The organism is Micromonospora sp. Utrum1 (assembly GCF_057197805.1).
In genome coordinates this window covers 6,870,435-6,896,007 of the sequence record NZ_CM170071.1, presented here as the reverse complement: position 1 = coordinate 6,896,007, position 25,573 = coordinate 6,870,435, and the positions used below count along the sequence as shown (strand labels likewise).

The window sequence follows — 25,573 nt, the reverse complement described above, 5'->3', positions numbered from 1 at the left end:
CGGTGGGTGGGCGGCGCCGGGGAGCGCGCCGGCCGGCGGTGGCTGGGGTTCCGTTTCCCCGGCAGTGCCGCCGCCCCCGCGCGAGGCGGCCCGCCCGCCGAAGCGGGTCGACGCGGTCCCGGGCACGCCGTTCGGGGTGGTCCACCTGGACGTGCCGCCGGTGACCTCCGGGCTCGCCATCGGATCGCTGGTCACCGGGATCGCCTCGATCCTGGTCTCGCTGCTGGTCCTCTGCTTCGGCATCGCCGGGACCAACTACGGCGGGGCCTGGGCGGCCGGTGCGTTCACCGTGCTCGGGGCGATCGCCGGGGTCGCGGCGATCGTGGCCGGCCTGCTGGCCCGGCGGCAGATCCGGCGGCCGGCGCCGCCGCCGGCGGTCCGGTTCACCGGGCGCGGCCTGGCCGTGGCCGGTCTCAGCTGCGGGGGAGTGGGGCTGCTGGTCAGCCTGGGCGGGCTCGCGCTGGCCCTGGTGTTGCAGATCACGTGAGCCGGCCCGCTCGGACGGGCGGCGCGCTGACCAGCTACGACCGCTATGCCCGGATGTCCGGTGCGCGGGCGGAACCGGGGCCGCCCGGCCCAGTGCTGGGGAAGCCGGTACACTTGTCACCGTAGGTGCCCATGACGGGCGGGCGGGCACGACGCGATCGGCCGGCGGACTGCGACGCGGTCCTCTCGGGCCGCTCCGTTTTGACCCGCGCGGCTGTGGTAGGTATTCTTTCCCCTTGTGCCCGGGCCAGCCCGGGCAATGCGTGCGTGCGCCGGAACCGGTCAGCCGGTGATCGCGCGCCGCACGACAGAGCCGCAAGACCTGGCGCCGGGAGTTCCCTGCGCCGGTGACAAAAACCCTGGTACGACGCGCGAGCGACGCGCCGGGGACCGTGACTCGGGCGACACGCCCGACCGCGGGTGCTGGGACCCCCGTCAGGTGGCCCTGGTTGCAATGTAGGAGAGCCGTCCATCAGGCCGGCTAGAGCAGACGGCGCGGTCGCCTCGCAGCGGCCGAAGGGAGCGGAGAAACCCGGTGCCCACCATTCAGCAGCTGGTCCGAAAGGGCCGTCAGGCCAAGACGACCAAGACCAAGACCCCGGCGCTCAAGGGGTCTCCCCAGCGGCGCGGCGTGTGCACCCGCGTGTACACCACCACCCCCAAGAAGCCGAACTCGGCGCTGCGCAAGGTCGCTCGTGTCAAGCTCAGCAGCCAGATCGAGGTGACCGCCTACATCCCGGGCGTCGGCCACAACCTGCAGGAGCACTCGATCGTGCTCGTCCGCGGCGGCCGTGTGAAGGACCTCCCCGGCGTGCGGTACAAGATCGTTCGCGGCTCGCTGGACACCCAGGGTGTCCGCAACCGCAAGCAGGCTCGCAGCCGTTACGGCGCGAAGAAGGAGAAGAGCTGACATGCCGCGTAAGGGACCCGCTCCGCGGAAGCCGCTGGTCGCTGACCCGGTGTACAACTCGCCGCTGGTCACCCAGCTGGTGAACAAGATCCTGATGCGCGGCAAGCGTCAGCTCGCCGAGCGCATCGTCTACGCCGCCCTGGAGGGGTGCCGCGAGAAGAGCGGCACCGACCCGGTCGTCACGCTCAAGCGCGCGATGGACAACGTCAAGCCCACCCTGGAGGTGCGCAGCCGCCGGGTCGGTGGCGCCACCTACCAGGTGCCGGTCGAGGTCCGTCCGGCCCGCGCGACCACCCTCGGCCTTCGCTGGCTGGTGACGTACTCCAAGGCCCGTCGCGAGAAGACCATGGTCGAGCGGCTGATGAACGAGCTGCTGGACGCGAGCAACGGCCTCGGTGCCGCCGTCAAGCGGCGCGAGGACACGCACAAGATGGCCGAGTCCAACAAGGCCTTCGCGCACTACCGCTGGTAACACCCTGGTTCCGGCGCCCACGAGGCGCCGGAACCGCCACCAGTTGTGTCTAGACGACGATAAGTAGGGATAGAAGTGGCCGCCGCAGACGCGCTCGCCAACGTACGCAACATCGGCATCATGGCGCACATCGATGCCGGTAAGACCACGACCACCGAGCGGATCCTGTTCTACACCGGTATCACGTACAAGATCGGTGAGGTCCACGAGGGCGCTGCCGTCATGGACTGGATGGAGCAGGAGCAGGAGCGTGGCATCACCATCACCTCCGCTGCTACCAAGTGTGAGTGGAAGGGCCACACGATCCAGATCATCGACACGCCCGGTCACGTCGACTTCACGGTCGAGGTCGAGCGGTCGCTGCGGGTGCTGGACGGTGCGGTCGCGGTCTACGACGGTGTCGCCGGCGTGGAGCCGCAGACGGAGAACGTCTGGCGGCAGGCCGACAAGTACCACGTCCCGCGGATGTGCTTCGTCAACAAGCTCGACCGGACCGGCGCCGACTTCTTCCGCTGCGTGCAGATGATGATCGACCGGCTCAACGCCACCCCGCTGGTGCTCCAGATCCCGATCGGGCTCGAGGGCGACCACATCGGCGTCGTCGACCTGATCAACATGCGGGCGCTCACCTGGCGCGGGGAGACCCAGAAGGGTGAGGACTACGCGATCGAGGAGATCCCGGCCGACCTGGCCGACTCCGCGGCCGAGTGGCGCGAGAAGCTGATGGAGACCCTGGCCGACGTCGACGACTCGGTGATGGAGAAGTACCTGGAGGGCGAGGAGATCTCCGTCGAGGAGATCAAGGCCGCCATCCGGCGCGCCACCATCGCCAGCAAGGCCAACCCGGTGCTCTGCGGCTCGGCGTTCAAGAACAAGGGCGTGCAGCCCATGCTCGACGCCGTGGTCGACTTCCTGCCGTCGCCGCTGGACGTCCCGGCCATCGAGGGCACCGCGACCGACGGCGAGACCCCGCTGCAGCGGAAGCCGTCGACCTCCGAGCCCTTCTCCGGCCTGGCCTTCAAGATCCAGACCGACAAGCACCTCGGCAAGCTCACCTACGTCCGGGTCTACTCCGGCGTGGTCGAGTCCGGGTCCCAGGTGGTCAACTCCACCAAGGACCGCAAGGAGCGGATCGGCAAGATCTACCAGATGCACGCCAACAAGCGGGAGGAGCGCGGCTCCGCCAAGGCCGGCGACATCATCGCGGTCCAGGGTCTGAAGCAGACCACCACCGGTGACACCCTGTGCGACCCGGCGAACCCGGTCATCCTCGAGTCGATGACCTTCCCGGAGCCGGTCATCGAGGTGGCCATCGAGCCGAAGACCAAGGCCGACCAGGAGAAGCTCAGCACCGCCATCCAGCGGCTGGCCGAGGAGGACCCGACCTTCCGCGTCAAGCTGGACGAGGAGACCGGCCAGACGGTCATCTCCGGCATGGGCGAGCTGCACCTGGACATCCTGGTGGACCGGATGCGCCGCGAGTTCAACGTCGAGGCGAACATCGGTAAGCCGCAGGTGGCGTACCGCGAGACGATCCGCCGCAAGGTGGAGAAGATCGAGTACACCCACAAGAAGCAGACCGGTGGTTCCGGCCAGTACGCCCGGGTGATCGTGAGCCTGGAGCCGCTGCCGCTGGACAACGACTCGCCGACCTACGAGTTCGCGAACGCCGTCACCGGTGGCCGCATCCCCCGGGAGTTCATCCCGTCGGTGGACGCGGGCGCCCAGGACGCCATGCAGTACGGCATTCTCGCCGGCTTCCCGCTGGTGGGTGTCAAGCTGACGCTGCTGGACGGCCAGTACCACGAGGTCGACTCGTCGGAAATGGCGTTCAAGATCGCCGGCTCGATGGTGATGAAGGAGGCGGCCCGCAAGGCCGACCCCGCACTGCTCGAGCCGATGATGGCCGTTGAGGTCACCACCCCTGAGGAGAACATGGGTGACGTCATCGGCGACCTCAACTCCCGGCGGGGCATCATCCAGGCGATGGAGGAGCGCAGCGGCGCCCGCATCGTCCGGGCCCTGGTGCCGTTGTCGGAGATGTTCGGCTACGTCGGCGACCTGCGGTCGAAGACCCAGGGCCGGGCTAGCTACAGCATGCAGTTCGACTCCTACGCCGAGGTTCCGCAGAGCGTGGCGAAGGAGATCATCGCCAAGGCGACGGGTGAGTGACGCTCACCTGAGCTGACCCGATGATCCGGGGACGGTCGCGGGAGGGATCTCCCGCCCGCGACCACCTCGGTCGGGTTGTGTGAATTCCGGGCCTGTAGGCTTCATCGCCGCAGAACCCACCAAGGCTCTCCGGCCACCAGGTCGGAAAGGCTGTCGACAGAGTCCTAAGCGCCGACCCGGCGCACCGGGGCGAACGAACCAAGAAAGTCCACAGGAGGACACCAGTGGCGAAGGCGAAGTTCGAGCGGACTAAGCCGCACGTCAACATCGGCACCATTGGTCACATCGACCACGGTAAGACGACGCTGACGGCGGCCATCACCAAGGTCCTGCACGACCAGTTCCCGGACCTCAACCCGTATACGCCGTTCGATGAGATCGACAAGGCGCCGGAGGAGAAGGCCCGCGGCATCACGATCTCCATCGCGCACGTCGAGTACCAGACCGAGGCGCGTCACTACGCGCACGTCGACTGCCCCGGTCACGCCGACTACATCAAGAACATGATCACCGGTGCCGCCCAGATGGACGGCGCGATCCTGGTGGTGGCGGCGACCGACGGCCCGATGCCGCAGACCCGCGAGCACGTGCTGCTGGCCCGTCAGGTCGGTGTGCCGTACATCGTCGTGGCGCTCAACAAGAGCGACATGGTCGACGACGAGGAGCTCCTGGAGCTCGTCGAGCTCGAGGTCCGCGAGCTGCTCTCGTCGCAGGAGTACCCGGGTGACGACCTGCCGGTCGTGCGGGTCTCGGCGCTGAAGGCCCTCGAGGGTGACCCCGAGTGGACCGGCAAGCTCATGGACCTCATGAACGCTGTCGACACCGCGATCCCGCAGCCGGAGCGCGAGACCGAGAAGCCGTTCCTGATGCCGATCGAGGACGTGTTCACGATCACCGGTCGTGGCACCGTCGTCACCGGTCGCGCGGAGCGCGGCATCCTCAAGCCGAACGAGGAGGTGGAGATCGTCGGTATCCGCGAGAAGTCGCAGAAGACGGTCTGCACCGGCATCGAGATGTTCCGCAAGCTGCTCGACGAGGCCCGGGCCGGCGAGAACGTCGGTCTGCTCCTCCGCGGCATCAAGCGCGAGGACGTCGAGCGCGGCATGGTCGTCATCAAGCCGGGCACCACGACCCCGCACACGGAGTTCGAGGCGACGGTCTACATCCTCTCCAAGGAGGAGGGCGGCCGGCACACCCCGTTCTTCCAGAACTACCGTCCGCAGTTCTACTTCCGGACCACGGACGTTACCGGCGTCGTCACGCTGCCCGAGGGCACCGAGATGGTCATGCCGGGCGACAACACCACGATGTCCGTGAAGCTGATCCAGCCCATCGCGATGGAGGAAAACCTCAAGTTCGCGATCCGGGAGGGTGGCCGTACGGTCGGCGCTGGTCGCGTCACCAAGATCGTCAAGTGAGCTGGGTAACCCCGATTAGCGTTGCCGCCGGTCGTGCGGCATACTAGTCAGGTTGCGTAACGACGGTCGGTCGCCCGCGTCCGGTTAACGCTGGACCTCCGGGTGTCAGACAGTCTCGCGTGGGGTGGTTGATCGCCCATGGTGATCAACCACCCTCGCGCGGCGTCCAGGTCGCGGTCACCGCGATCGGCGCCATGACCCACCGCGCGGTCGGAAATCGCTCCGGAGTCCCGGGGCGGAGCCTGGCCCACGGGCGCGACACGCCCGACCGCGGGGGTCGGCGAAGTGGGCCTGTACCAGCCGGTACAGGCGCCCGCAACACAGCGGCATCGAGAGAAGGAACAGAAGCCACCATGGCGGGACAGAAGATCCGCATCCGGCTCAAGGCCTATGACCACGAGGTCGTCGACTCCTCGGCTCGGAAGATCGTCGAGACGGTGACGCGTACCGGGGCGCAGGTCGCTGGCCCGGTGCCGCTGCCCACGGAGATCAACCGTTTCTGCGTCATCCGCTCGCCGCACAAGTACAAGGACTCGCGCGAGCACTTCGAGATGCGCACGCACAAGCGTCTGATCGACATCATCGACCCGACCCCGAAGACGGTCGACTCGCTCATGCGCCTCGACCTGCCGGCTGGCGTCGACATCGAGATCAAGCTGTAGGGACCGGACAAATGGACAGGCAAGTCAAGGGGATCCTGGGCGCAAAGCTCGGCATGACCCAGGTCTGGGACAACAACCGCGTTGTTCCCGTGACCGTGGTTCAGGCCGGCCCGTGCGTCGTGAGCCAGGTTCGTAGCGCCGACAAGGACGGTTACTCCGCGGTCCAGCTGGCGTACGGGGCCATCGACCCGCGCAAGGTCAAGAAGCCGATCGCCGGGCACTACGCCAAGGCGGACGTCGCGCCGCGCCGGCACATCGTCGAGCTGCGCACCGCGGACGCCGCGGACTACTCGCCGGGCCAGGAGGTCACGGTCGAGGAGTTCCCCGCCGGTGTGGCCATCGACGTCACCGGCAAGACCAAGGGCAAGGGCTACGCCGGCCCGATGAAGCGGCACGGCTTCCACGGCCTGCGCGCCAGCCACGGTGTCGAGCGCAAGCACCGCTCGCCCGGCTCGATCGGCGCCTGCGCGACCCCGGGTCGCGTCTTCAAGGGCACCCGGATGGCGGGTCGGATGGGTGGCGTGCGCTACACCGTCCAGAACCTGACCGTCCAGGCGGTCGACACTGAGAACAACCTCCTGCTCGTCCGTGGCGCCATCCCGGGCCCCAAGGGCGCGCTGGTCCTGGTCCGCACGGCGGCCAAGACCAAGGTGAAGAAGGGCGGTGCGGCCAAGTGACCACCGTTGACGTCCTCAACGTCGAAGGCAACAAGGCCGGCTCCGTCGAGCTGCCCGCCGACATCTTCGACGCCCAGGCCAACATCCCGCTGATGCACCAGGTCGTGGTGGCTCAGCTGGCGGCGGCCCGGCAGGGCACGCACAAGGTCAAGACTCGCGGCGAGGTCTCCGGTGGAGGCAAGAAGCCGTACAAGCAGAAGGGCACCGGTCGTGCCCGCCAGGGCTCGATCCGCGCGCCGCAGTTCGCCGGCGGTGGCGTGGTCCACGGCCCGGTGCCGCGCGACTACAGCCAGCGCACCCCGAAGAAGATGAAGGCCGCCGCTCTGCGTGGCGCCCTCTCCGACCGGGCCCGCGCCGGCCAGGTGCACGTCGTCGAGGCGTTCGTCTCTGGCGAGAAGCCGTCGACCAAGGCCGCCCTGGCCACGCTGGCGAAGCTGACCGAGGCCCGTCGGGTCCTGGTCGTGCTGAGCAGCACCGACGAGCTGAACTGGGTGTCGCTGCGCAACGAGCCGCGGGTGCACCTGATCGAGGCCGGCCAGCTCAACACGTACGACGTGCTGGTGGCCGACGACGTGGTCTTCACGAAGGAGGCCCTGGACGAGTTCCTGGGCGTTCCCGCCGAGACCACCGAGGAGGGTGGCAAGTGAGCACGATCGCCGATCCGCGCGACATCATCGTCGCCCCGGTCGTCTCGGAGAAGAGCTACAGCGAGCTGAACCGGAACTGGTACACCTTCCTGGTGCACCCGGACGCGAACAAGACCGAGATCAAGATCGCTATCCAGCAGATCTTCAACGTCCGCGTCCTGACGGTCAACACGCTCAACCGCGAGGGCAAGCGCAAGCGCACCAAGACCGGGTTCGGTCAGCGCAAGTCGACCAAGCGGGCGATCGTGAAGCTGGCTGACGGTGACCGTATCGAGGCCTTCGGCGGCCCGGTCAGCTGAGGGGTGTAGACAATGGCTATCCGTAAGTACAAGCCGACGACGCCGGGCCGGCGTGGCTCGAGTGTCGCCGACTTCGCTGAGATCACCCGGTCGACGCCCGAGAAGTCGCTGCTGGCTCCGCTGCCGAAGAAGGGCGGACGCAACGCCCACGGCCGGATCACCACGCGGCACCACGGTGGCGGCCACAAGCGGCAGTACCGTCTGATCGACTTCAAGCGGGTCGACAAGGACGGCGTGCCGGCGAAGGTCGCGCACATCGAGTACGACCCGAACCGCACCGCGCGCATCGCGCTGCTGCACTACGCCGACGGCGAGAAGCGCTACATCATCGCGCCGAAGGACCTGAAGCAGGGCGACCGGGTGGAGTCTGGGCCGAGCGCCGACATCAAGCCGGGCAACAACCTGCCGCTGCGCAACATCCCGGTCGGTACCACCATCCACAACGTGGAGCTGCGTCCGGGCGGCGGCGCCAAGCTGGCCCGCTCGGCCGGCGTCGGCATCCAGCTGCTCGGCCGTGAGGGCGCGTACGCGACCCTCCGCATGCCGTCCGGCGAGATCCGGCGGGTCGACGTGCGCTGCCGCGCCAGCATCGGCGAGATCGGCAACGCCGACCAGTCGAACATCAACTGGGGTAAGGCCGGCCGCATGCGGTGGAAGGGCAAGCGCCCGACCGTCCGTGGTGTCGCCATGAACCCGGTCGACCACCCGCACGGTGGTGGTGAGGGTAAGACCTCCGGTGGTCGCCACCCGGTCAACCCGCAGGGTAAGCCCGAGGGCCGCACCCGTCGTAAGGGCCAGCCGAGCGACCGGCTGATCGTCCGCCGCCGCTACGCCACGCGTAAGCGCGGCTGAGGGAGATAAGACATGCCTCGCAGCCTGAAGAAGGGCCCGTTCGTCGACGACCACCTGCTCAAGAAGGTGGAGACGCAGAACGACAAGGGCTCGAAGAACGTCATCAAGACCTGGTCGCGGCGCTCGACGATCATCCCGGAGATGCTGGGTCACACGATCGCCGTGCACGACGGACGCAAGCACGTCCCGGTCTTCGTGACCGAGGCCATGGTCGGGCACAAGCTCGGCGAGTTCGCGCTGACCCGCACGTTCAAGGGTCACGAGAAGGACGACCGGAAGAGCCGCCGGCGCTGACGCCGCGGGCATACGGATAGAGGAACAAGGGGTTACAGCGATGCCAGGAAAGGGCGACGCTCCGGTGCTTCCGGGCGCGCGGGCGGTTGCGCGGCACGTGCGCATCTCGCCGATGAAGGCGCGCCGGGTGGTCAACCTCGTCCGCGGCCTGCCCGCGAAGGAGGCGCTCACGGTGCTGCAGTTCGCGCCGCAGGCTGCGAGCGAGCAGGTGTACAAGGTGCTCGCGAGCGCGATCGCCAACGCGGAGAACAACGAGCGGCTGGACCCCGACGCGCTGCTCGTCAGCGAGGCGTTCGTCGACGAGGGCCCGACGATGAAGCGGTTCCGGCCGCGGGCGCAGGGCCGGGCGTACCGGATCCGCAAGCGCACCTGCCACATCACCGTGGCGGTCGAGGCGGTTGCGCCGGCCGCGCCGAAGAAGTCGGCGAAGAAGGCCGAGCCGGCGAAGAAGGCCGAGCCGGCGAAGAAGGCCGCGCCGGCCAACCAGGCCGAGACGGCTGAGGGGCAGAGCACGACGGAGGGTGCCGAGTAATGGGTCAGAAGGTTCACCCGACCGGGTTCCGGCTCGGCATCTCGACCGACTGGAAGTCCCGCTGGTTCGCGGACAAGCTCTACAAGGACTACATCGGCGAGGATGTCAAGATCCGCCGGATGATGTCCAAGGGCCTCGAGCGTGCCGGCATCTCCAAGGTCGACATCGAGCGCACCCGGGACCGGGTCCGCGTCGACATCCACACCGCCCGGCCGGGCATCGTCATCGGCCGTAAGGGTGCGGAGGCCGACCGGATCCGCGGCGAGCTGGAGAAGCTCACCGGCAAGCAGGTTCAGCTGAACATCATCGAGGTGAAGAGCCCCGAGTCGGACGCGCAGCTGGTCGCCCAGGGCGTCGCCGAGCAGCTGTCCAGCCGGGTCAGCTTCCGTCGGGCCATGCGCAAGGCGATGCAGTCCGCGATGAAGAACCCGGTCTGCAAGGGCATCCGGGTTCAGGTCTCGGGCCGCCTCGGCGGCGCCGAGATGAGCCGGACCGAGTTCTACCGCGAGGGCCGGGTCCCGCTGCACACGCTGCGGGCCAACATCGAGTACGGCTTCTTCGAGGCTCGTACCACCTTCGGCCGGATCGGCGTGAAGGTCTGGATCTACAAGGGCGACGCCGTCCCGGGCCGGGAGGCTCCGGCCGAGGCCGGTCCGTCCCGCCCGCGCCGTGACCGCGGCGACCGCCCCGAGCGGCCGCGCCGTGGCCGGTCGGGTTCGTCGGGCACGACCGCCGGTGGCACCGAGGCCGGCCGGGCTGCCGCGACCACCATCGCGCAGCAGGCCGAGACGCCGAGCGGCGAGCCGGTTGACGCCGGCGCCGTCGCCGCGGCCGCCACTCAGCCGGCAGAAACGCAGCAGGAGGGCTGACAGATGCTGATGCCGCGCAAGCCCCCGAAGGGCTTCCGCAAGCCGCACCACCCGGACCGCCACGGCGCGTCGAAGGGTGGTAACCGGGTGGTGTTCGGCGAGTTCGGGATCCAGGCTCTCGAGCCGGCGTACGTGACCAACCGCCAGATCGAGTCGGCGCGTATCGCGATGACCCGTCACATCAAGCGTGGCGGCAAGGTCTGGATCACGATCTTCCCGGACCAGGCCCTCACCAAGAAGCCGGCGGAAACCCGGATGGGTTCCGGTAAGGGTTCGCCCGAGTGGTGGGTCGCCAACGTCAAGCCGGGGCGGGTTCTCTTCGAGATGTCCTTCCCCAACGAGCAGATCGCGCGAGAGGCGATGCGTCGCGCGATCCACAAGCTCCCGATGAAGTGCCGCATTGTTACGCGCGAAGTGGGTGAATCCTGATGGCAGCGGGCGTCAAGGCCTCCGAGCTGCGTGAGCTCTCCGAGGAGGAGCTGGTCACGAAGCTGCGCGAGGCGAAGGCGGAGCTGTTCAACCTCCGCGTGCAGGCCGCAACCGGGCAGCTGGACAACAACCGGCGGCTGCAGGTCATCCGTCGGGAGATCGCCCGGATCTACACGATCATGCGTGAGCGTGAGCTGGGTCTCTCGGCCGCGCCGACTGAGGTGACTGCATCATGAGTGAGAACACCACCACCGCCGCCGCGCGGGCCCGCCGCAAGGTGCGTGAGGGCCTCGTGGTCAGCGACAAGATGGACAAGACCGTCGTGGTCGAGGTCGAGGACCGGGTCAAGCACGCGCTGTACGGCAAGATCATGCGCCGGACCAGCAAGCTGAAGGTCCACGACGAGCAGAACTCGGCCGGCATCGGCGACCGGGTCCTGATCATGGAGACCCGGCCGCTTTCCGCCACCAAGCGGTGGCGGCTCGTGGAGATCCTCGAGAAGGCCAAGTAGCGAAGGCTCGAGCTCGGCCGGGTTCGGTCGGGCGCAGGTTCCGCCAGGCTCCGGCCGCCCCCGGCGGCCGGAGAACCGGCAGACATAGGAGATAGACGTGATTCAGCAGGAGTCGCGACTGCGCGTCGCCGACAACACGGGTGCACGGGAGATCCTGTGCATCCGGGTTCTCGGTGGCTCCGGTCGGCGCTACGCGAGCATCGGCGACGTCATCGTGGCCACGGTCAAGGACGCGATCCCCGGTGCCGGTGTGAAGAAGGGCGACGTCGTCAAGGCCGTCGTCGTTCGCACCGCCAAGGAGAGGCGGCGGCCGGACGGCTCGTACATCCGCTTCGACGAGAACGCCGCCGTCATCATCAAGGACGGTGGGGACCCGCGCGGTACCCGCATCTTCGGCCCGGTGGGCCGCGAGCTGCGGGACAAGCGGTTCATGAAGATCATCTCTCTCGCGCCGGAGGTGTTGTGACCGTGAAGGTCAAGAAGGGCGACACGGTCGTCGTCATCGCCGGCAAGGACAAGGGTGCCAAGGGTAAGGTCATCGCGGCCTACCCGCGGCAGGACAAGGTCCTGGTCGAGGGCGTGAACCGGGTCAAGAAGCACACCCGCATCAGCACCACCCAGCGTGGCGCCAAGACCGGTGGCATCGTCACCCAGGAGGCCCCGATCCACGTCTCGAACGTGCAGGTCCTGGACTCCGACGGCAAGCCGACCCGCGTCGGTTACCGGATCGACGACAACGGCCAGAAGGTCCGCATCGCGCGTAGCACCGGTAAGGACCTCTGATGACCACGGCTACCGAAACCAAGACCCTGCCGCGCCTCAAGGAGCGGTACCGCAACGAGGTCGTGGCGAAGCTGCAGGAGCAGTACAGCTACGGCAACCCCATGCAGGTGCCCGGGCTCGTCAAGATCGTCGTCAACATGGGCGTCGGCGAGGCCGCTCGGGACGCCAAGCTGATCGACGGCGCCGTCCGCGACCTGGCCACGATCACCGGCCAGAAGCCGCTGGTGCGGCGGGCGACCAAGTCCATCGCGCAGTTCAAGCTCCGCGAGGGCATGCCGATCGGCGCGAAGGTCACCCTGCGCGGCGACCGGATGTGGGAGTTCCTGGACCGGCTGCTCTCCATCGCGCTGCCGCGTATCCGTGACTTCCGCGGCCTGGACGGGCGCAAGCTCGACGGCCACGGCAACTACACGTTCGGTCTGACCGAGCAGTCGGTGTTCCACGAGATCGACCAGGACAAGATCGATCGCCAGCGGGGCATGGACATCACGGTGGTCACGACCGCCACGACCGACGACGAGGGCCGGGCGCTGCTCAAGCTCCTGGGCTTCCCGTTCAAGGAGAACTGAGATGGCCAAGAAGGCGCTGATCATCAAGGCGGCCGCGAAGCCGAAGTTCTCGGTTCGCGCGTACACCCGCTGCCAGCGGTGCGGGCGTCCGAAGGCGGTCTACCGCAAGTTCGGTCTCTGCCGGGTGTGCATCCGGGAGATGGCCCACCGCGGTGAGCTGCCCGGCGTGTCCAAGGCTTCCTGGTAATAGCCCGGCGCGCTTCGCGCGTCAGCTGAACTGTCTCTTCGCCGTAGGCCCCGGGCCTGGCCCGGGGAACCCCGGCGAGAAAGGTTGACGAATTTCATGACGATGACCGACCCGATCGCAGACATGCTCACGCGTCTGCGTAACGCCAACCAGGCGTACCACGACCGGGTGACGATGCCCTACTCGAAGATCAAGGCGAACATCGCCGAGGTCCTCAAGGCCGAGGGTTACATCGCCACCTGGTCGGTCGAGGAGCCCGAGGAGGGCGCCGTCGGCAAGCGACTGGTCGTCGAGCTGAAGTACGGCCAGAACCGGGAGCGGAGCCTGGCCGGCATCAAGCGTGTGTCCAAGCCCGGTCTCCGGGTGTACGCCAAGTCGGACGGGCTCCCGCGGGTGCTCGGCGGGCTGGGCGTGGCGATCATTTCGACGTCCCAGGGGCTGCTCACCGACCGGCAGGCCCGCAAGCGGAGCGTTGGCGGGGAAGTCCTCGCCTTCGTCTGGTAACGGGAGACAGGTAGAAATGTCGCGTATTGGACGTAAGTCGATCCCGGTGCCAGCCGGCGTCGACATCACCATCGAGGGCCAGACCGTCAAGGTCAAGGGCCCCAAGGGCGAGCTGAGCCACGTACTGGCCGAGCCGATCACGGCGGAGCGGGGCGAGGACGGCGCGCTGCACGTCAACCGGCCCAACGACGAGCGCAAGGCCAAGGAGCTGCACGGCCTGAGCCGTACGCTGGTGGCCAACATGATCGTCGGCGTGACCGAGGGCTACCGCAAGAGCCTCGAGATCGCCGGTACCGGTTACCGCGTGACCGCCAAGGGCAAGGACCTCGAGTTCGCGCTCGGGTTCTCGCACCCGGTGCTGGTCCCGGCCCCGGAGGGCATCACCTTCACGGTGGAGCGGCCCACGCTGTTCCACGTGGCCGGCATCGACAAGCAGCAGGTCGGCGAGGTCGCCGCCAACATCCGGAAGATCCGCCCGCCGGAGCCCTACAAGGGCAAGGGCGTGAAGTACCAGGGCGAGGTCATCCGCCGCAAGGCTGGAAAGGCAGGTAAGAAGTGAGCGCCACGCTGCTCAAGCGCCGCCGCGGCGTCGCCGCCAAGCGGGCCGTCGGGCGTGCGCGCCGGCACTTCCGGGTCCGCAAGAACGTCAGCGGCACCACCGAGCGTCCCCGCCTGGTCGTCACCCGGTCCCTGCGGCACATCGTCGCCCAGATCGTGGACGACACCAAGGGTCACACCCTGGTGTCGGCCTCGACCATGGACGCCTCGCTGCGCGGCGCCGAGGGCGACAAGAGCGCCCTGGCCGGCAAGGTCGGCGCTCTGCTCGCCGAGCGGGCCAAGGCCGCCGGCGTCTCGAAGGTCGTCTTCGACCGCGGTGGCAACCGGTACGCGGGGCGAGTCGCCGCGCTTGCCGCTGCCGCCCGCGAAGCCGGGCTCGAGTTCTAGAAACCCCGTCACGAGAGAGAAGGAAGGCTGCTGATGCCAGGTCAACAGCGCCGTGGCGGCGGGTCCGGTGGCAACGAGGGTGGTCGCCGCGACAACCGCCGTGAGGGCGGCCGCGGAAACGCGCCCGTCGAGAAGACCCCGCACCTCGAGCGGGTCGTCGCGATCAACCGCGTCGCCAAGGTCGTGAAGGGTGGTCGTCGCTTCAGCTTCACCGCCCTCGTGATCGTGGGCGACGGCGACGGCACCGTCGGTGTGGGCTACGGAAAGGCCAAGGAGGTGCCCGCGGCGATCGCCAAGGGTGTCGAGGAGGCCAAGAAGCACTTCTTCAAGGTGCCGCGGATCGGCCAGTCGATCCCGCACCCGGTGCAGGGCGAGGACGCGGCCGGTGTGGTGCTGCTCAAGCCGGCCTCGGCCGGTACGGGTGTCATCGCCGGCGGTCCGGTGCGTGCCGTGCTGGAGTGCGCGGGCATCCACGACGTGCTCTCCAAGAGCCTCGGCTCGTCGAACCCGATCAACATCGTGCACGCCACGGTGGCGGCCCTGAAGGCGCTCGAGTCGCCGGAGCAGGTCGCGGCCCGTCGTGGTCTGCCGGTCGAGGACGTCGCGCCGGCCGCCATGCTGGCGTCGCGGGCGGGGGTGGCGTCCTGATGGCACGCCTGAAGGTCACCCAGGTCCGGTCCGAGATCGGGACCAAGCAGAACCAGCGTGACTCGCTGCGTTCGCTCGGTCTCAAGCGGATCAACGACGTGGTGGTCAAGGAGGATCGGCCGGAGATCCGGGGCATGATCTTCGCGGTCAACCACCTCGTGAAGGTCGAGGAGGTCGAGTAATGACGATCAAGGTGCACCACCTCCGTCCGGCACCCGGAGCCAAGACCGACAAGACCCGCGTGGGTCGCGGTGAGGGCTCCAAGGGCAAGACCGCCGGTCGCGGTACCAAGGGTTCCAAGGCCCGGAAGAACATCTCGGCGGCGTTCGAGGGTGGGCAGATGCCCATCCACATGCGCCTGCCGAAGCTGAAGGGCTTCAAGAACAAGTTCAAGGTGGTCTTCCAGGTGGTCAACCTGGACCGGCTCGCCGAGCTCTTCCCGAACGGCGGCCAGGTCGGCCCCGTCGAGCTGGCCGAGGCCGGCGCGGTCCGCAAGGGCCAGCCGGTCAAGGTGCTCGGCACCGGCGACCTCGGCGGTGTGGCTCTCCAGGTGTCGGCGCACGCGTTCAGCGCGTCGGCCAAGGAGAAGATCACCGCGGCCGGCGGCTCGGTCACCGAGCTGTAAGGCACGTTCGTGGCGCCCGCTCAGTTGTCCGCAACTGGGCGGGCGCCATGGTCTAACCGGCGAATGTGCGCCGGGTAACATCGTATTCGGTTTATGTAGCCGGGCACATCTGCCCGGACCGGGATCGGGCTGTTAGAGTCCCTTCCCAGCTATGGATATCGGGCGCTCCGCCCGGCACCCACCCCGCCCCGCCAGGGATCACCACCGGCGGCCCGCGTCGCGCAGGAGGAAGAAGTTGCTGTCCGCCTTTCTCAGTGCGTTCCGTACGCCTGACCTGCGCAAGAAGCTGCTGTTCACAGTAGGCATCATCGCGGTCTACCGGTTGGGCGCCACGCTGCCCAGCCCGGGTGTGTCGTACGGCAACGTGCAGAAGTGCCTCGACACCATTCAGGGCAGCACCGGCGTGCTGAACCTGCTGGATCTCTTCTCCGGTGGCGCGCTGCTGCAGCTGTCGGTCTTCGCGCTGGGCATCATGCCCTACATCACCGCGTCGATCATCCTGCAGCTGCTGACGGTGGTCATTCCGCGCCTGGAGCAGCTCCGCAAGGAGGGCCAGGCCGGCCAGGCGAAGATCACCCAGTACACCCGCTACCTGACGCTGGGCCTGGGCATCCTCCAGTCCTCGGCGTTCGTGGCGCTGGCGCGCTCGGGCCAGCTCTTCAACAACCAGTGCGACCAGTTCCCGATCGTCCCGCGGGGCACCGGCATCCCGGACTGGCTGACGCTGACCATCCTGGTCATGACGATGACCGCCGGCACCGGCATGGTGATGTGGCTCGGTGAGCTGATCACCGACCGGGGCGTCGGCAACGGCATGTCCGTGCTGATCTTCACCTCGATCGCGGCCCGGCTGCCCAGCGAGGGCTGGAAGATCAAGACCACCAAGGGCTGGGGGATGTTCTTCCTCGTCATCGCCCTGGTCCTGCTGGTCATCACCGCGGTCACCTTCATCGAGCAGGCCCAGCGCCGCATCCCGGTGCAGTACGCCAAGCGCATGATCGGCCGGCGGATGTACGGCGGCACCTCCACCTACATCCCGCTCAAGGTGAACCAGGCCGGCGTCATCCCGGTCATCTTCGGCTCGTCGCTGCTCTACCTGCCGCAGCTCGCGCTCCAGTTCTTCGACCAGAACAACCCGGGGAAGACCCAGGCCTGGATCCAGAACCACATCGTGAAGGCGAGCGCGCCGGAGCACATCGCGATCTACTTCCTGCTGATCATCTTCTTCACCTACTTCTACGTGTCGATCACGTTCAACCCGACCGAGGTTGCGGACAACATGAAGAAGTACGGCGGCTTCGTGCCGGGCATCCGCCCCGGCAAGCCGACCGCCGAGTACCTCGACTTCATCCTCAGCCGGATCACCCTGCCGGGCGCGCTCTACCTGGGCATCGTCGCGATCCTGCCGAACTTCTTCTTCATCTGGCTGGACAACCAGCAGTTCCAGAACTTCCCGTTCGGCGGCACCGCTGTGCTCATCATGGTCGGCGTCGGTCTGGAGACCGTGAAGCAGATCGAGAGCCAACTCATGCAGCGGAACTACGAAGGGTTCCTGCGGTAGATGCGACTCGTTCTGGTTGGCCCGCCGGGCGCGGGCAAGGGCACGCAGGCGGAGTTCATCGCCGCGCACCTCTCGGTGCCCAAGATCTCGACCGGTGACATCTTCCGGGCCAACGTCTCCCAGGGCACGCCCCTGGGAGTCGAGGCGAAGCGCTACATGGACGCCGGCAAGCTGGTCCCGGACGAGGTCACCATCAACATGGTGCGGGACCGGCTCGCCGAGCCGGACGCCAGCGAGGGCTTCCTCCTCGACGGCTTCCCGCGTACGACGCCGCAGGCCGCCGCGCTGGACAAGCTCCTCGCCGACCTCGGCACCGCGCTGGACCTGGTGCTGGAGCTGGTCGTCGACGACGACGAGGTGATCCGGCGGCTCTCCGGCCGACGTACCTGCCGGGGCTGCGGCAAGATCTGGCACGTCGAGTTCGACGCCACCACCCGCGAGGGCGTCTGCGACCGCTGCGGCGCCGAGCTGTTTCAGCGCGACGACGACAAGCCGGAGACCATCGCGGCCCGGCTTCGGGAGTACGCCGAGAAGACCGCGCCGCTGGTCGACTACTACGGCGCCCAGGGCAAGCTCGTCGGCATCGACGCGACCGGGCCGGTGGAGGACGTCACCGTCCGCGCCATCGACGCCCTCCGCTCGTACGGCGGCTGACGTCCCGCCGGAGCCCCGGCGGATAGAGTGCGACCAGCGGGGTACGTGCGACGTGCCCCGCTGTTCCGCGCAACGAAAGGTATCGCCCCCATGCGTCGTCCCCAGCTGGACATCCAGCTGAAGACCCCCGAGCAGATCGAGCTGATGCGGGCTGCCGGTCTGGTGGTCGCCCGCGCGCTGCGCCGGATGCGGGAGGCGGTGGCCCCCGGCGTGACCACCGCCGATCTCGACGCGATCGCCGAGGCGACCATCCGGGAGGCCGGCGCGGTCCCGTCGTTCAAGGGCTACCACGGCTTCCCGGCGTCGATCTGCTCGTCGGTCAACGAGCAGGTGGTGCACGCCATCCCGTCGTCGTCGCAGGTGCTCCGCGAGGGCGACCTGATCTCGATCGACTGCGGCGCGGTGCTCAACGGCTGGCACGGCGACGCGGCCGTCACGGTCGGCGTCGGCGAGGTCGACCCGGCCCTGCTGAAGATGGCCGCGGTCGCCGAGGACGCCATGTGGGCCGGCATCGCCGCCGCGGCGCGGGGCGCGGCCAGCGGCAAGGGCCGGCTCACCGACATCTCCCACGCGGTGGAGACCGCGGTCCGTCAGGGCGGCCGGTACGGCATCGTCGACGGCTACGGCGGGCACGGCATCGGCACCGAGATGCACCAGGACCCGCACGTGCTCAACCACGGGCGCCCGGGCAAGGGCCCGCGCCTCGTGCCCGGCCTGGCGCTGGCCATCGAGCCGATGATCACCATGGGCTCGCCGCGCACCGTCGAACTGTCCGACGGCTGGACCGTGGTGACCCGCGACCGGTCGATGGCGGTGCACGTCGAGCACTCGATGGCGCTGCTGGACGACGGTGTCTGGGTGCTGACCGCCGAGGACGGCGGCCGCGCCCGGCTCGGCGAGCTGGTCACCGCCCGCCAGTCGGCGGACTCTCCGGCCGTCTGACGCCGGAGCGCCCGCCCGCGCGGTTCCGGCCCGATCGTCCGGATCGCTCCTGCCCGCTGGCACACGGACGCCGGAAGGCGAGTGCGGCGGAGATCGCCGGTACCCCGCGGCTGGCGGGGTGGTGTCATGCTTGCCGTCATGGACGGGCGGAGCGGGATGCGGGCGGCCGACGCCGACCGGGAGGCCACGGCGGAGCGGCTCCGGGTGGCCCTGGAGGAGGGCCGGCTCGACCTGCACGAGTACGACGCGCGGCTGGTCCGCGCGTACGGTGCGAAGACGTACGCCGACCTGGACGAGGTGGTCGCCGACCTGCCCGGCCCGGCGCCGCTGCAGCGCGCCGCGGTGGCGCCCGCGACGCCGGCCCCGCCCCCGGCGGCCGAGGGCGGGCCGGAGGTCGAGAGCGGGGGCACCCGGCGTCGGCTGCTCGGGCTCTGGACGCCATGGCTGCGGGTCGCCGGGATCCTGTTCCCAATCTGGCTGCTCGTCTCGATCGGCTCCCGGGACGTGGCCCATTTCTGGCCGGCCTGGGTGCTCGGTCCGTGGGGCGCGCTGCTGCTGATGCAGTCGGTGGGGCTGGCCGGTGGCGGCCACCCCTGGCACCCGGGTCCCCGGCGTCGCCGCGACCGGCGTCGGGGGTGCTGACGGGCCGTCTGGTGGCGGCGGTCACAGCGGGAGCCGGATTTCGCCCTGCGGGGTGACCGGCCGGGTGGTCGGTTTGGCGACGGCGCGCAGGCGGGCGTACACTTTCAGATCGGCGCACAGCGTCCACTCCGGCATGCCCACCCTGCGCTTCGGTGGGAGTCGGAGCCGCGGCTGGCTCGGGCTCGGCGATTTCCGCCGGAGCCCGTGTAAGACGTTGTGGGCCGTCCGGAGTAACCGACGTCAGGACAGCGGAGGACATGCCGAAAAAAGACGGAGCCATTGAGATCGAGGGTCGGGTCATCGAGCCCCTGCCGAACGCCATGTTCCGGGTGGAGCTCGCGAACGGCCACAAGGTGCTGGCTCACATCAGCGGCAAGATGCGGCAGCACTACATCCGCATCCTGCCGGAGGACCGGGTCGTCGTCGAACTCTCGCCGTACGACCTGACCCGCGGGCGCATCGTCTACCGCTACAAGTAATCCTGACGACGGCCGGGAACGTCCCCGTGTCCGTCTTCGACGTCCGGGTCGCGCGTCGTCGCGTCTCCGGGCCAGATGGGAAGTAAGGCAACCGTGAAGGTCAAGCCGAGCGTCAAGAGGATCTGCAACAAGTGCCGGGTGATCCGCCGGCACGGCCGGGTCATGGTCATTTGTTCTGACCCGCGCCACAAGCAGCGCCAGGGCTGAGCCTGTCCCGCCGACCGTGACGAGCGGCGGCGGAACCGGCCCGGGTGGCAGATCGCGACACACACATCACAGCTCGTCCCAGCCGCGAGCGGTACGCAGCGCGTACCCCCTCGTGGTTGACCCCCGGTCGGAGGCCGGGGCCCGCTTGGGCAGCGACCGATCCCGGTCGCCGGCGCTGAACGCGCCGGAAGGACAGGGACGGTCGGTAGCGGGGTGGGACGGGTCCACACCTCCGCCACAACATCACGAGGAGTACGCCCGCACATGGCACGTCTAGTCGGCGTGGACCTCCCCCGCGACAAGCGGATGGAGATCGCGCTCACCTACATTTTCGGGGTCGGTCGCACCCGTGCCCTGGAGACGCTCGCCGCCACCGGCATCTCGCCGGAGAAGCGCGCTCGGGACCTCACGGACGAGGAGCTCGTGCAGCTCCGCGACCACATCGAGGCCAACTACCAGGTTGAAGGTGACCTTCGCCGCGAGGTCGCCGCAGACATCCGCCGCAAGGTTGAGATCGGCTGCTACGCGGGTATCCGGCACCGCCGGGGCCTGCCCGTCCGTGGCCAGCGGACCAAGACCAACGCGCGGACCCGGAAGGGCCCGAAGCGGACCGTCGCCGGCAAGAAGAAGCCCGGCAAGAAGTAACTAGGAGCGCACAGACTTATGCCACCGAAGGCTCGTGCCGGAGCCGCCGTCAAGAAGGTCCGGCGCAAGGAACGCAAGAACGTCGCCCACGGGCAGGCGCACATCAAGAGCACCTTCAACAACACCATCGTGTCCATCACGGACCCGACCGGTGCGGTCATCTCCTGGGCCTCCTCGGGCCAGGTGGGCTTCAAGGGCTCGCGCAAGTCGACCCCGTTCGCCGCGCAGCTGGCCGCCGAGGCCGCCGCGCGCCGGGCCATGGATCACGGCATGCGCAAGGTCGACGTGTTCGTCAAGGGCCCCGGCTCCGGCCGGGAGACCGCCATCCGTTCGCTGCAGGCCGCCGGGCTGGAGGTCGGGCAGATCTCCGACGTCACCCCGCAGCCGCACAACGGGTGCCGTCCGCCGAAGCGTCGTCGGGTCTGAGAGGTAGAGAGAGATGGCTCGTTACACCGGTGCTGACTGCCGCCGTTGCCGGCGGGAGAAGATGAAGCTGTTCCTCAAGGGCAGCAAGTGCGATGGTCCGAAGTGCCCGTTCGAGTCCCGGCCGTTCCCGCCCGGGCAGCACGGCCGCGGCCGCACCAAGGAGACGGAGTACCTGCTCCAGCTCCGTGAGAAGCAGAAGGCTCGCCGGGTCTACGGCGTGCTGGAGAAGCAGTTCCGCGGTTACTACGAGGAGGCCGTGGGCAAGCAGGCCAAGACCGGTGAGGTCCTCCTGCAGATCCTCGAGTCGCGGCTGGACAACGTGGTCTACCGGGCCGGCTACGCCGGTTCCCGGGACATGGCCCGCCAGCTGGTCAAGCACGGTCACTTCACGGTGAACGGCAAGAAGGTCGACATCCCGTCGTACCGGGTCAAGGAGCACGACATCATCGAGGTCCGGGAGAAGAGCAAGCAGCTCACCCCGTTCCTGGTGGCGCAGGCTCAGGCCGGTTCGCGGTCGGTTCCGGCCTGGCTCGAGGCGATCCCCAGCCAGATGAAGATCCTCGTGCACTCGCTCCCGGCCCGCCAGGTGATCGACACCCAGGTCCAGGAGCAGCTGATCGTCGAGCTCTACTCCAAGTAAGGGCTCGTTGCGGTGGCCCGCCCTCCGGGGCGGGCCACCGGAACAGTTTGTGTCGTGGGCGTCATATAGCGGGCGCCCCGGAAGAGAAGAGAAAAGATGCTCATCAGCCAGCGACCGTCTCTCTCCGAAGAGTCGATCAACGAGACCCGCTCCCGGTTCACCATCGAGCCGCTGGAGCCGGGCTTCGGCTACACCCTGGGCAACTCGCTGCGGCGCACGCTGCTGTCGTCCATCCCGGGTGCGGCGGTCACCTCGATCAAGATCGACGGTGTCCTGCACGAGTTCACCACGATCCCCGGCGTCAAGGAGGACGTGGTCGAGCTCGTCATGAACATCAAGGAGCTCTGCGTCAGCTCCGAGCACGACGAGCCGGTCAGCATGTACCTGCGCAAGCAGGGCCCCGGCGACGTGACCGCCGGTGACATCCAGCCCCCGGCCGGTGTCTCGGTGCACAACCCGGACCTGAAGCTCGCCACCCTGAACGGCAAGGGCCGGCTCGACATGGAGCTGACCGTCGAGCGGGGCCGCGGCTACGTCACCGCGGCGCAGAACAAGCAGGCGGGCGCCGAGATCGGCCGGATCCCGGTCGACTCGATCTACTCGCCGGTGCTCAAGGTGACCTACCGCGTCGAGGCGACCCGCGTCGAGCAGCGGACCGACTTCGATCGGCTGATCATCGACGTCGAGACCAAGCCGTCGATGGGCCCGCGTACCGCGCTGGCTTCGGCCGGCTCGACGCTGGTGGAGCTGTTCGGGCTGGCCCGGGAGCTGGACGAGACCGCCGAGGGCATCGACATCGGGCCGTCCCCGCAGGACGCCCAGCTCGCGGCCGACCTGGCTCTGCCGATCGAGGAGCTGGACCTGACCGTCCGCTCCTACAACTGCCTCAAGCGCGAGGGCATCAACTCCGTTGGTGAGCTGATCGGGCGTACCGAGGCCGACCTCCTCGACATCCGCAACTTCGGGCAGAAGTCGATCGACGAGGTCAAGATGAAGCTCGCCGGGATGGGCCTGGGGCTGAAGGACTCGGCTCCGAACTTCGACCCGGCGCACGTCGTGGACGCCTTCGGCGAGGCCGACTACGACACCGACGACTACCGCGAGACCGAGCAGCTCTAGTCCGCGCTGCCGCCATACCTGAGGAGCACCAAGCATGCCCACGCCCACCAAGGGCCCCCGCCTCGGCGGCAGCCCCGCGCACGAGCGGCTGATGCTGGCCAACCTGGCCACCGCGCTGTTCCAGCACGGCAAGATCCAGACCACCGAGACGAAGGCCCGGCGGCTGCGTCCGCTGGCCGAGCAGCTCATCACCAAGGCCAAGCGCGGCGACCTCGCCGCGCGGCGTCGGGTGCTGGGCGTCGTCAAGGACAAGGACGTGGTCTACGCCCTGTTCGACCAGATCGCGCCCCGGTACGCCAACCGCAACGGTGGCTACACCCGGATCGTGAAGACCGGCCCGCGCAAGGGTGACGCCGCTCCGATGGCGATCATCGAGCTGGTGGAGGAGCTTCAGGTCGCCGAGCCGAAGGCGAACAAGAAGACCGCCGCCCGCAAGGCCGCCCAGCAGGACAAGGTCGAGGCTCTGGCTCCGGAGGAGGAGACCCCGCGCTCCAGCGAGGTCGCCGACCAGGACGCCGACGCTCCGGTCTCGGCCTCCGGTGACACCGCCGCCGCCCGCGAGGACAGCGACGAGGCCACCGAGAACGACAAGGCCTGAGCACACAGGCTGCATCGTCGGGCCCGGTACCCCCGCGCGGGGTGCCGGGCCCGACGGCATGAGGAGGTACGACGTGGACGAGCGGACCCGGCTGCGGCTGGACGTCTCGTACGACGGCACCGATTTCTCCGGCTGGGCCGCCCAGCCCACCCGGCGCACGGTTGCCGGGGTGCTCATGCAGACGCTGGACCTGGTCCTCGGCGCGGGCACCGCGACCGGGCTGACCGTGGCCGGCCGCACCGACGCCGGCGTGCACGCCACCGGGCAGGTCTGCCACCTCGACCTGCCGACCGAGGTGTGGCGGCAGCACGACGGGAAGCTGCTGCGCCGGCTCGGCCGGCTGCTCCCGCCCGACGTGCGGGTCCGGGCCATGACCGAGGTGCCGGCCGACTTCGACGCCCGCTTCTCGGCGACCTTCCGCCGCTACGAGTACCGGGTGACCGACGCGCCGTGGGGCGCCGAGCCGCTGCGTCGTACCGACACCCTGGCCTGGCCGAAGCCGCTGGACCTGGCGGCGCTGAACGCCGCGGCGGCCGGGCTGGTGGGGGAGCACGACTTCGCCGCATACTGCCGGCGCAAGGAGAACGCCACCACGCTGCGCGAGGTGACCCGGCTGGACTGGCGGCGCGACCCGGACGGGATCCTGGTCGCCACGGTGCAGGCCGACGCGTTCTGCCAGAACATGGTGCGCAGCCTGGTCGGCGCCATGCTGGTCGCCGGGGACGGCCGCCGGCCGGTCGAGTGGCCGGCCGGCCTGCTGAGCCGCCGGGAACGCTCCAGCGAGGTGACCGTGGCGCCCGCGCACGGGCTGGCCCTGGTCGAGGTGGGCTACCCGGCCGACCCCGCCGAATACTCCCGTCGCGCCGACCTCACCCGCCGTCTCCGGGTGCCGGTCGCCGAGGGCTGAGCACAGTGGAACGGCCCGCCGCCCCCGGACGGGGGACGACGGGCCGTGGTGGTCGGGCTCAGTTGGCGGCGCCGTCCTGGCCGGCGGGGCCGTCGGTCGGGCCGTCGGTCGGCTGGCTGGCCACCCCGCCGTTGGCCCGGCGCTCCAGCACGTTCCGGTTCAGGTAGACCTCGATCATGTCGTACATGATCTCGCGTGCCTTGGCGTCGTCGGAGCCGATCCGTTCCCCGTCGGCCCGGGTGACCACGCAGTAGGCGAGGTAGTGGCCGCGGACCTGCCAGCCGACCCGGGCGGCGGCCTTCGCCACCACCTCGGTGTCCTCGCCCGCCGCCATGCCCTGGAACCGGCCCTGCCGTTCGTCCAGCATCGGCCGGATCCGGTCGCGCGCCCGCTGGGCGCTCGCCACGTCGGTCAGGTTGAACAGGCCGGCGGTGAGCAGGTGGTCGCCGTCGGGGGAGCGGAGGGTGGCCCGGACCACCTGGTTGCAGCCGAGGCGGACCAGCAGGTCGGCGATCTCGCCGGTGGCCGCGACCGCACAGCTGCCGCTGGAGTGCGTCTTGAGCACCCGGTAGGCCGGCTGCCCGTCGGTCACCACCAGTTGCTGGCCGGGGAAGACCTCCTTGGCGGTGAGCGCCGCCTGGTCGGTGTCCCGGGAGTCCAGGTCGGTCCCGTCGGCAGCGGCGGACTGCTCCACCACCGGCTGGCTGCTCTGCTGGCCGGCCTGCGGTGTGGCGGTCCGGTCCTCCAGCAGGGCGGCGACGGCGAGCCCGGTGAGGGCGAGCAGCATCAGCACGGCGGCGCCGCCGATCAGCACCTGCCAGGCCCGGCCGCCGCGCCGGCGTTCGGCCCGGCGGGGCCGGGACAGATCCAGCGGATCGGTGGTCCGGACGATGGGGTCGGGCGGGGGCGACGTCGCCGGCCGGGGCCCGGCGGCCGGGGTCGGCTGCGGCACCGGTGGCGCGGGCGGCGGCACGGCCGGCGTGGGCTGCGGCACGGGAGCGGGCTCGCGGGGCGGGGCCGGCCGGCTGGGTGCCGGTGCCGGGGGCGCCGGGGCCGGCGCCCGGGCGGCGTCGTGGGCCGGTCGGGTGGGCCGGACCGGCGGAGGCAGCGACGGGGTGGGGAAGCGGGACGGCGAGGGACCCGCCGGCGGGGCCGCCGCAGCGCCGGGCACGGACGGGTCCGACCCGGGCCTCGGGTACTCCAGGAAGGCGTCCTCATCGGACTCGTACCGATACACCATGTTGGCTAGAGTAGGGGCTATT

39 protein-coding genes are annotated in these 25,573 nt (G+C 69.3%); 38 read left to right on the top strand and 1 reads right to left on the bottom strand.

Annotated elements, in window-relative coordinates:
- The first annotated feature begins 64 nt into the window (after nt 1-64).
- From AC0OLQ_RS32445 to truA, 38 genes are all read left to right on the top strand, one after another.
- On the top strand, nt 65-487 hold the full coding sequence (locus tag AC0OLQ_RS32445; RefSeq protein ID WP_357338979.1) for a hypothetical protein: 423 nt from the start codon (nt 65-67) through the stop codon (nt 485-487).
- Between the two features lie 534 nt (nt 488-1,021).
- Nucleotides 1,022-1,396, top strand: a complete 375-nt coding sequence (gene rpsL / locus AC0OLQ_RS32440) for a 30S ribosomal protein S12 (RefSeq protein ID WP_007465318.1) — start codon at nt 1,022-1,024, stop codon at nt 1,394-1,396.
- Between the two features lies 1 nt (nt 1,397).
- Nucleotides 1,398-1,868, top strand: a complete 471-nt coding sequence (gene rpsG / locus AC0OLQ_RS32435) for a 30S ribosomal protein S7 (protein WP_088647009.1) — start codon at nt 1,398-1,400, stop codon at nt 1,866-1,868.
- A 75-nt stretch (nt 1,869-1,943) separates the two neighbouring features.
- Nucleotides 1,944-4,040, top strand: coding sequence for an elongation factor G (gene fusA, locus AC0OLQ_RS32430; protein WP_484529312.1), 2,097 nt, complete (start codon nt 1,944-1,946; stop codon nt 4,038-4,040).
- A gap of 224 nt (nt 4,041-4,264) precedes the next feature.
- The gene (gene tuf / locus AC0OLQ_RS32425; RefSeq protein WP_262283035.1) at nt 4,265-5,458 is read left to right on the top strand and encodes an elongation factor Tu; all 1,194 of its coding nucleotides are present in this window, start codon (nt 4,265-4,267) and stop codon (nt 5,456-5,458) included.
- Nucleotides 5,459-5,811: 353 nt separating this feature from the next.
- Nucleotides 5,812-6,120 carry a 30S ribosomal protein S10 gene (gene rpsJ, locus AC0OLQ_RS32420; RefSeq protein WP_007073037.1) on the top strand — a complete coding sequence of 103 codons (309 nt, stop codon included), beginning with the start codon at nt 5,812-5,814 and terminating at the stop codon, nt 6,118-6,120.
- Nucleotides 6,121-6,131: 11 nt separating this feature from the next.
- Nucleotides 6,132-6,797 (top strand): 50S ribosomal protein L3, encoded by a 666-nt coding sequence (rplC, locus tag AC0OLQ_RS32415; RefSeq protein WP_357338663.1) that lies wholly within the window; start codon nt 6,132-6,134, stop codon nt 6,795-6,797.
- On the top strand, nt 6,794-7,444 hold the full coding sequence (gene rplD / locus AC0OLQ_RS32410; RefSeq protein ID WP_355638003.1) for a 50S ribosomal protein L4: 651 nt from the start codon (nt 6,794-6,796) through the stop codon (nt 7,442-7,444). Before rplC ends, rplD begins: the two co-directional genes overlap by 4 nt.
- Nucleotides 7,441-7,743, top strand: a complete 303-nt coding sequence (gene rplW, locus AC0OLQ_RS32405; protein ID WP_091317975.1) for a 50S ribosomal protein L23 — start codon at nt 7,441-7,443, stop codon at nt 7,741-7,743. Before rplD ends, rplW begins: the two co-directional genes overlap by 4 nt.
- Nucleotides 7,744-7,755: 12 nt before the next feature.
- A complete protein-coding gene (gene rplB / locus AC0OLQ_RS32400; protein WP_088976123.1) occupies nt 7,756-8,595 on the top strand; it encodes a 50S ribosomal protein L2 in 840 nt (279 codons plus the stop codon).
- A gap of 12 nt (nt 8,596-8,607) precedes the next feature.
- Nucleotides 8,608-8,889 carry a 30S ribosomal protein S19 gene (rpsS, locus tag AC0OLQ_RS32395; protein WP_007073032.1) on the top strand — a complete coding sequence of 94 codons (282 nt, stop codon included), beginning with the start codon at nt 8,608-8,610 and terminating at the stop codon, nt 8,887-8,889.
- Between the two features lie 40 nt (nt 8,890-8,929).
- Nucleotides 8,930-9,421 carry a 50S ribosomal protein L22 gene (gene rplV, locus AC0OLQ_RS32390; protein WP_484529311.1) on the top strand — a complete coding sequence of 164 codons (492 nt, stop codon included), beginning with the start codon at nt 8,930-8,932 and terminating at the stop codon, nt 9,419-9,421.
- Nucleotides 9,421-10,290, top strand: a complete 870-nt coding sequence (gene rpsC, locus AC0OLQ_RS32385; protein ID WP_107076466.1) for a 30S ribosomal protein S3 — start codon at nt 9,421-9,423, stop codon at nt 10,288-10,290. The genes rplV and rpsC overlap by 1 nt, the downstream gene beginning before the upstream one ends.
- A 3-nt stretch (nt 10,291-10,293) precedes the next feature.
- Complete coding sequence (rplP, locus tag AC0OLQ_RS32380) at nt 10,294-10,719, top strand: 50S ribosomal protein L16 (RefSeq protein ID WP_073834927.1); 426 nt, start codon at nt 10,294-10,296, stop codon at nt 10,717-10,719.
- Complete coding sequence (rpmC, locus tag AC0OLQ_RS32375) at nt 10,719-10,955, top strand: 50S ribosomal protein L29 (RefSeq protein ID WP_007073028.1); 237 nt, start codon at nt 10,719-10,721, stop codon at nt 10,953-10,955. The genes rplP and rpmC overlap by 1 nt, the downstream gene beginning before the upstream one ends.
- The gene (rpsQ, locus tag AC0OLQ_RS32370) at nt 10,952-11,230 is read left to right on the top strand and encodes a 30S ribosomal protein S17 (RefSeq protein ID WP_484529310.1); all 279 of its coding nucleotides are present in this window, start codon (nt 10,952-10,954) and stop codon (nt 11,228-11,230) included. The genes rpmC and rpsQ overlap by 4 nt, the downstream gene beginning before the upstream one ends.
- Before the next feature lie 97 nt (nt 11,231-11,327).
- On the top strand, nt 11,328-11,696 hold the full coding sequence (gene rplN / locus AC0OLQ_RS32365) for a 50S ribosomal protein L14 (protein WP_007465279.1): 369 nt from the start codon (nt 11,328-11,330) through the stop codon (nt 11,694-11,696).
- Nucleotides 11,693-12,013, top strand: coding sequence for a 50S ribosomal protein L24 (gene rplX, locus AC0OLQ_RS32360; protein WP_007465276.1), 321 nt, complete (start codon nt 11,693-11,695; stop codon nt 12,011-12,013). The genes rplN and rplX overlap by 4 nt, the downstream gene beginning before the upstream one ends.
- Nucleotides 12,013-12,582: a 50S ribosomal protein L5 gene (rplE, locus tag AC0OLQ_RS32355; RefSeq protein ID WP_091317981.1), complete on the top strand. Its 570-nt coding sequence runs from the start codon at nt 12,013-12,015 to the stop codon at nt 12,580-12,582. Before rplX ends, rplE begins: the two co-directional genes overlap by 1 nt.
- A gap of 1 nt (nt 12,583) precedes the next feature.
- A complete protein-coding gene (locus tag AC0OLQ_RS32350) occupies nt 12,584-12,769 on the top strand; it encodes a type Z 30S ribosomal protein S14 (RefSeq protein ID WP_007465272.1) in 186 nt (61 codons plus the stop codon).
- Between the two features lie 96 nt (nt 12,770-12,865).
- Nucleotides 12,866-13,273: a 30S ribosomal protein S8 gene (gene rpsH / locus AC0OLQ_RS32345; RefSeq protein WP_013288624.1), complete on the top strand. Its 408-nt coding sequence runs from the start codon at nt 12,866-12,868 to the stop codon at nt 13,271-13,273.
- Between the two features lie 16 nt (nt 13,274-13,289).
- Entirely contained in the window at nt 13,290-13,832 is a 543-nt protein-coding gene (gene rplF / locus AC0OLQ_RS32340; RefSeq protein WP_357275522.1) for a 50S ribosomal protein L6, read from the top strand.
- Entirely contained in the window at nt 13,829-14,218 is a 390-nt protein-coding gene (gene rplR, locus AC0OLQ_RS32335; protein ID WP_484529309.1) for a 50S ribosomal protein L18, read from the top strand. Before rplF ends, rplR begins: the two co-directional genes overlap by 4 nt.
- 33 nt (nt 14,219-14,251) lie before the next feature.
- Nucleotides 14,252-14,866, top strand: coding sequence for a 30S ribosomal protein S5 (gene rpsE, locus AC0OLQ_RS32330; RefSeq protein ID WP_091262790.1), 615 nt, complete (start codon nt 14,252-14,254; stop codon nt 14,864-14,866).
- Entirely contained in the window at nt 14,866-15,048 is a 183-nt protein-coding gene (gene rpmD / locus AC0OLQ_RS32325) for a 50S ribosomal protein L30 (protein ID WP_007073018.1), read from the top strand. Before rpsE ends, rpmD begins: the two co-directional genes overlap by 1 nt.
- On the top strand, nt 15,048-15,491 hold the full coding sequence (gene rplO, locus AC0OLQ_RS32320; protein ID WP_091262788.1) for a 50S ribosomal protein L15: 444 nt from the start codon (nt 15,048-15,050) through the stop codon (nt 15,489-15,491). Before rpmD ends, rplO begins: the two co-directional genes overlap by 1 nt.
- A 235-nt stretch (nt 15,492-15,726) precedes the next feature.
- The gene (gene secY, locus AC0OLQ_RS32315; RefSeq protein WP_357338713.1) at nt 15,727-17,052 is read left to right on the top strand and encodes a preprotein translocase subunit SecY; all 1,326 of its coding nucleotides are present in this window, start codon (nt 15,727-15,729) and stop codon (nt 17,050-17,052) included.
- Nucleotides 17,053-17,706 (top strand): adenylate kinase, encoded by a 654-nt coding sequence (locus tag AC0OLQ_RS32310; protein ID WP_109946694.1) that lies wholly within the window; start codon nt 17,053-17,055, stop codon nt 17,704-17,706.
- 90 nt (nt 17,707-17,796) lie between these two features.
- Entirely contained in the window at nt 17,797-18,648 is an 852-nt protein-coding gene (map, locus tag AC0OLQ_RS32305; RefSeq protein ID WP_357338716.1) for a type I methionyl aminopeptidase, read from the top strand.
- Nucleotides 18,649-18,786: 138 nt separating this feature from the next.
- A complete protein-coding gene (locus AC0OLQ_RS32300) occupies nt 18,787-19,290 on the top strand; it encodes a DUF1707 SHOCT-like domain-containing protein (RefSeq protein ID WP_484529308.1) in 504 nt (167 codons plus the stop codon).
- A 257-nt stretch (nt 19,291-19,547) separates the two neighbouring features.
- Entirely contained in the window at nt 19,548-19,769 is a 222-nt protein-coding gene (gene infA, locus AC0OLQ_RS32295) for a translation initiation factor IF-1 (protein WP_007073013.1), read from the top strand.
- A 93-nt stretch (nt 19,770-19,862) separates the two neighbouring features.
- Entirely contained in the window at nt 19,863-19,976 is a 114-nt protein-coding gene (rpmJ, locus tag AC0OLQ_RS32290) for a 50S ribosomal protein L36 (protein ID WP_043965539.1), read from the top strand.
- A gap of 264 nt (nt 19,977-20,240) precedes the next feature.
- Entirely contained in the window at nt 20,241-20,621 is a 381-nt protein-coding gene (rpsM, locus tag AC0OLQ_RS32285) for a 30S ribosomal protein S13 (protein WP_154228713.1), read from the top strand.
- Nucleotides 20,622-20,639: 18 nt separating this feature from the next.
- Nucleotides 20,640-21,047, top strand: a complete 408-nt coding sequence (gene rpsK / locus AC0OLQ_RS32280; RefSeq protein WP_148430066.1) for a 30S ribosomal protein S11 — start codon at nt 20,640-20,642, stop codon at nt 21,045-21,047.
- Between the two features lie 13 nt (nt 21,048-21,060).
- Entirely contained in the window at nt 21,061-21,687 is a 627-nt protein-coding gene (rpsD, locus tag AC0OLQ_RS32275) for a 30S ribosomal protein S4 (RefSeq protein WP_151463663.1), read from the top strand.
- 96 nt (nt 21,688-21,783) lie between these two features.
- Nucleotides 21,784-22,806, top strand: coding sequence for a DNA-directed RNA polymerase subunit alpha (locus AC0OLQ_RS32270; protein WP_007073009.1), 1,023 nt, complete (start codon nt 21,784-21,786; stop codon nt 22,804-22,806).
- A gap of 34 nt (nt 22,807-22,840) precedes the next feature.
- A complete protein-coding gene (rplQ, locus tag AC0OLQ_RS32265; protein WP_484529307.1) occupies nt 22,841-23,404 on the top strand; it encodes a 50S ribosomal protein L17 in 564 nt (187 codons plus the stop codon).
- A 73-nt stretch (nt 23,405-23,477) separates the two neighbouring features.
- On the top strand, nt 23,478-24,311 hold the full coding sequence (gene truA, locus AC0OLQ_RS32260) for a tRNA pseudouridine(38-40) synthase TruA (protein ID WP_484529306.1): 834 nt from the start codon (nt 23,478-23,480) through the stop codon (nt 24,309-24,311).
- A 58-nt stretch (nt 24,312-24,369) separates the two neighbouring features.
- Here truA and AC0OLQ_RS32255 read toward each other — a convergent pair whose 3' ends face one another.
- Complete coding sequence (locus tag AC0OLQ_RS32255; RefSeq protein WP_484529305.1) at nt 24,370-25,551, bottom strand: hypothetical protein; 1,182 nt, start codon at nt 25,549-25,551, stop codon at nt 24,370-24,372.
- Nucleotides 25,552-25,573 lie beyond the last annotated feature (22 nt).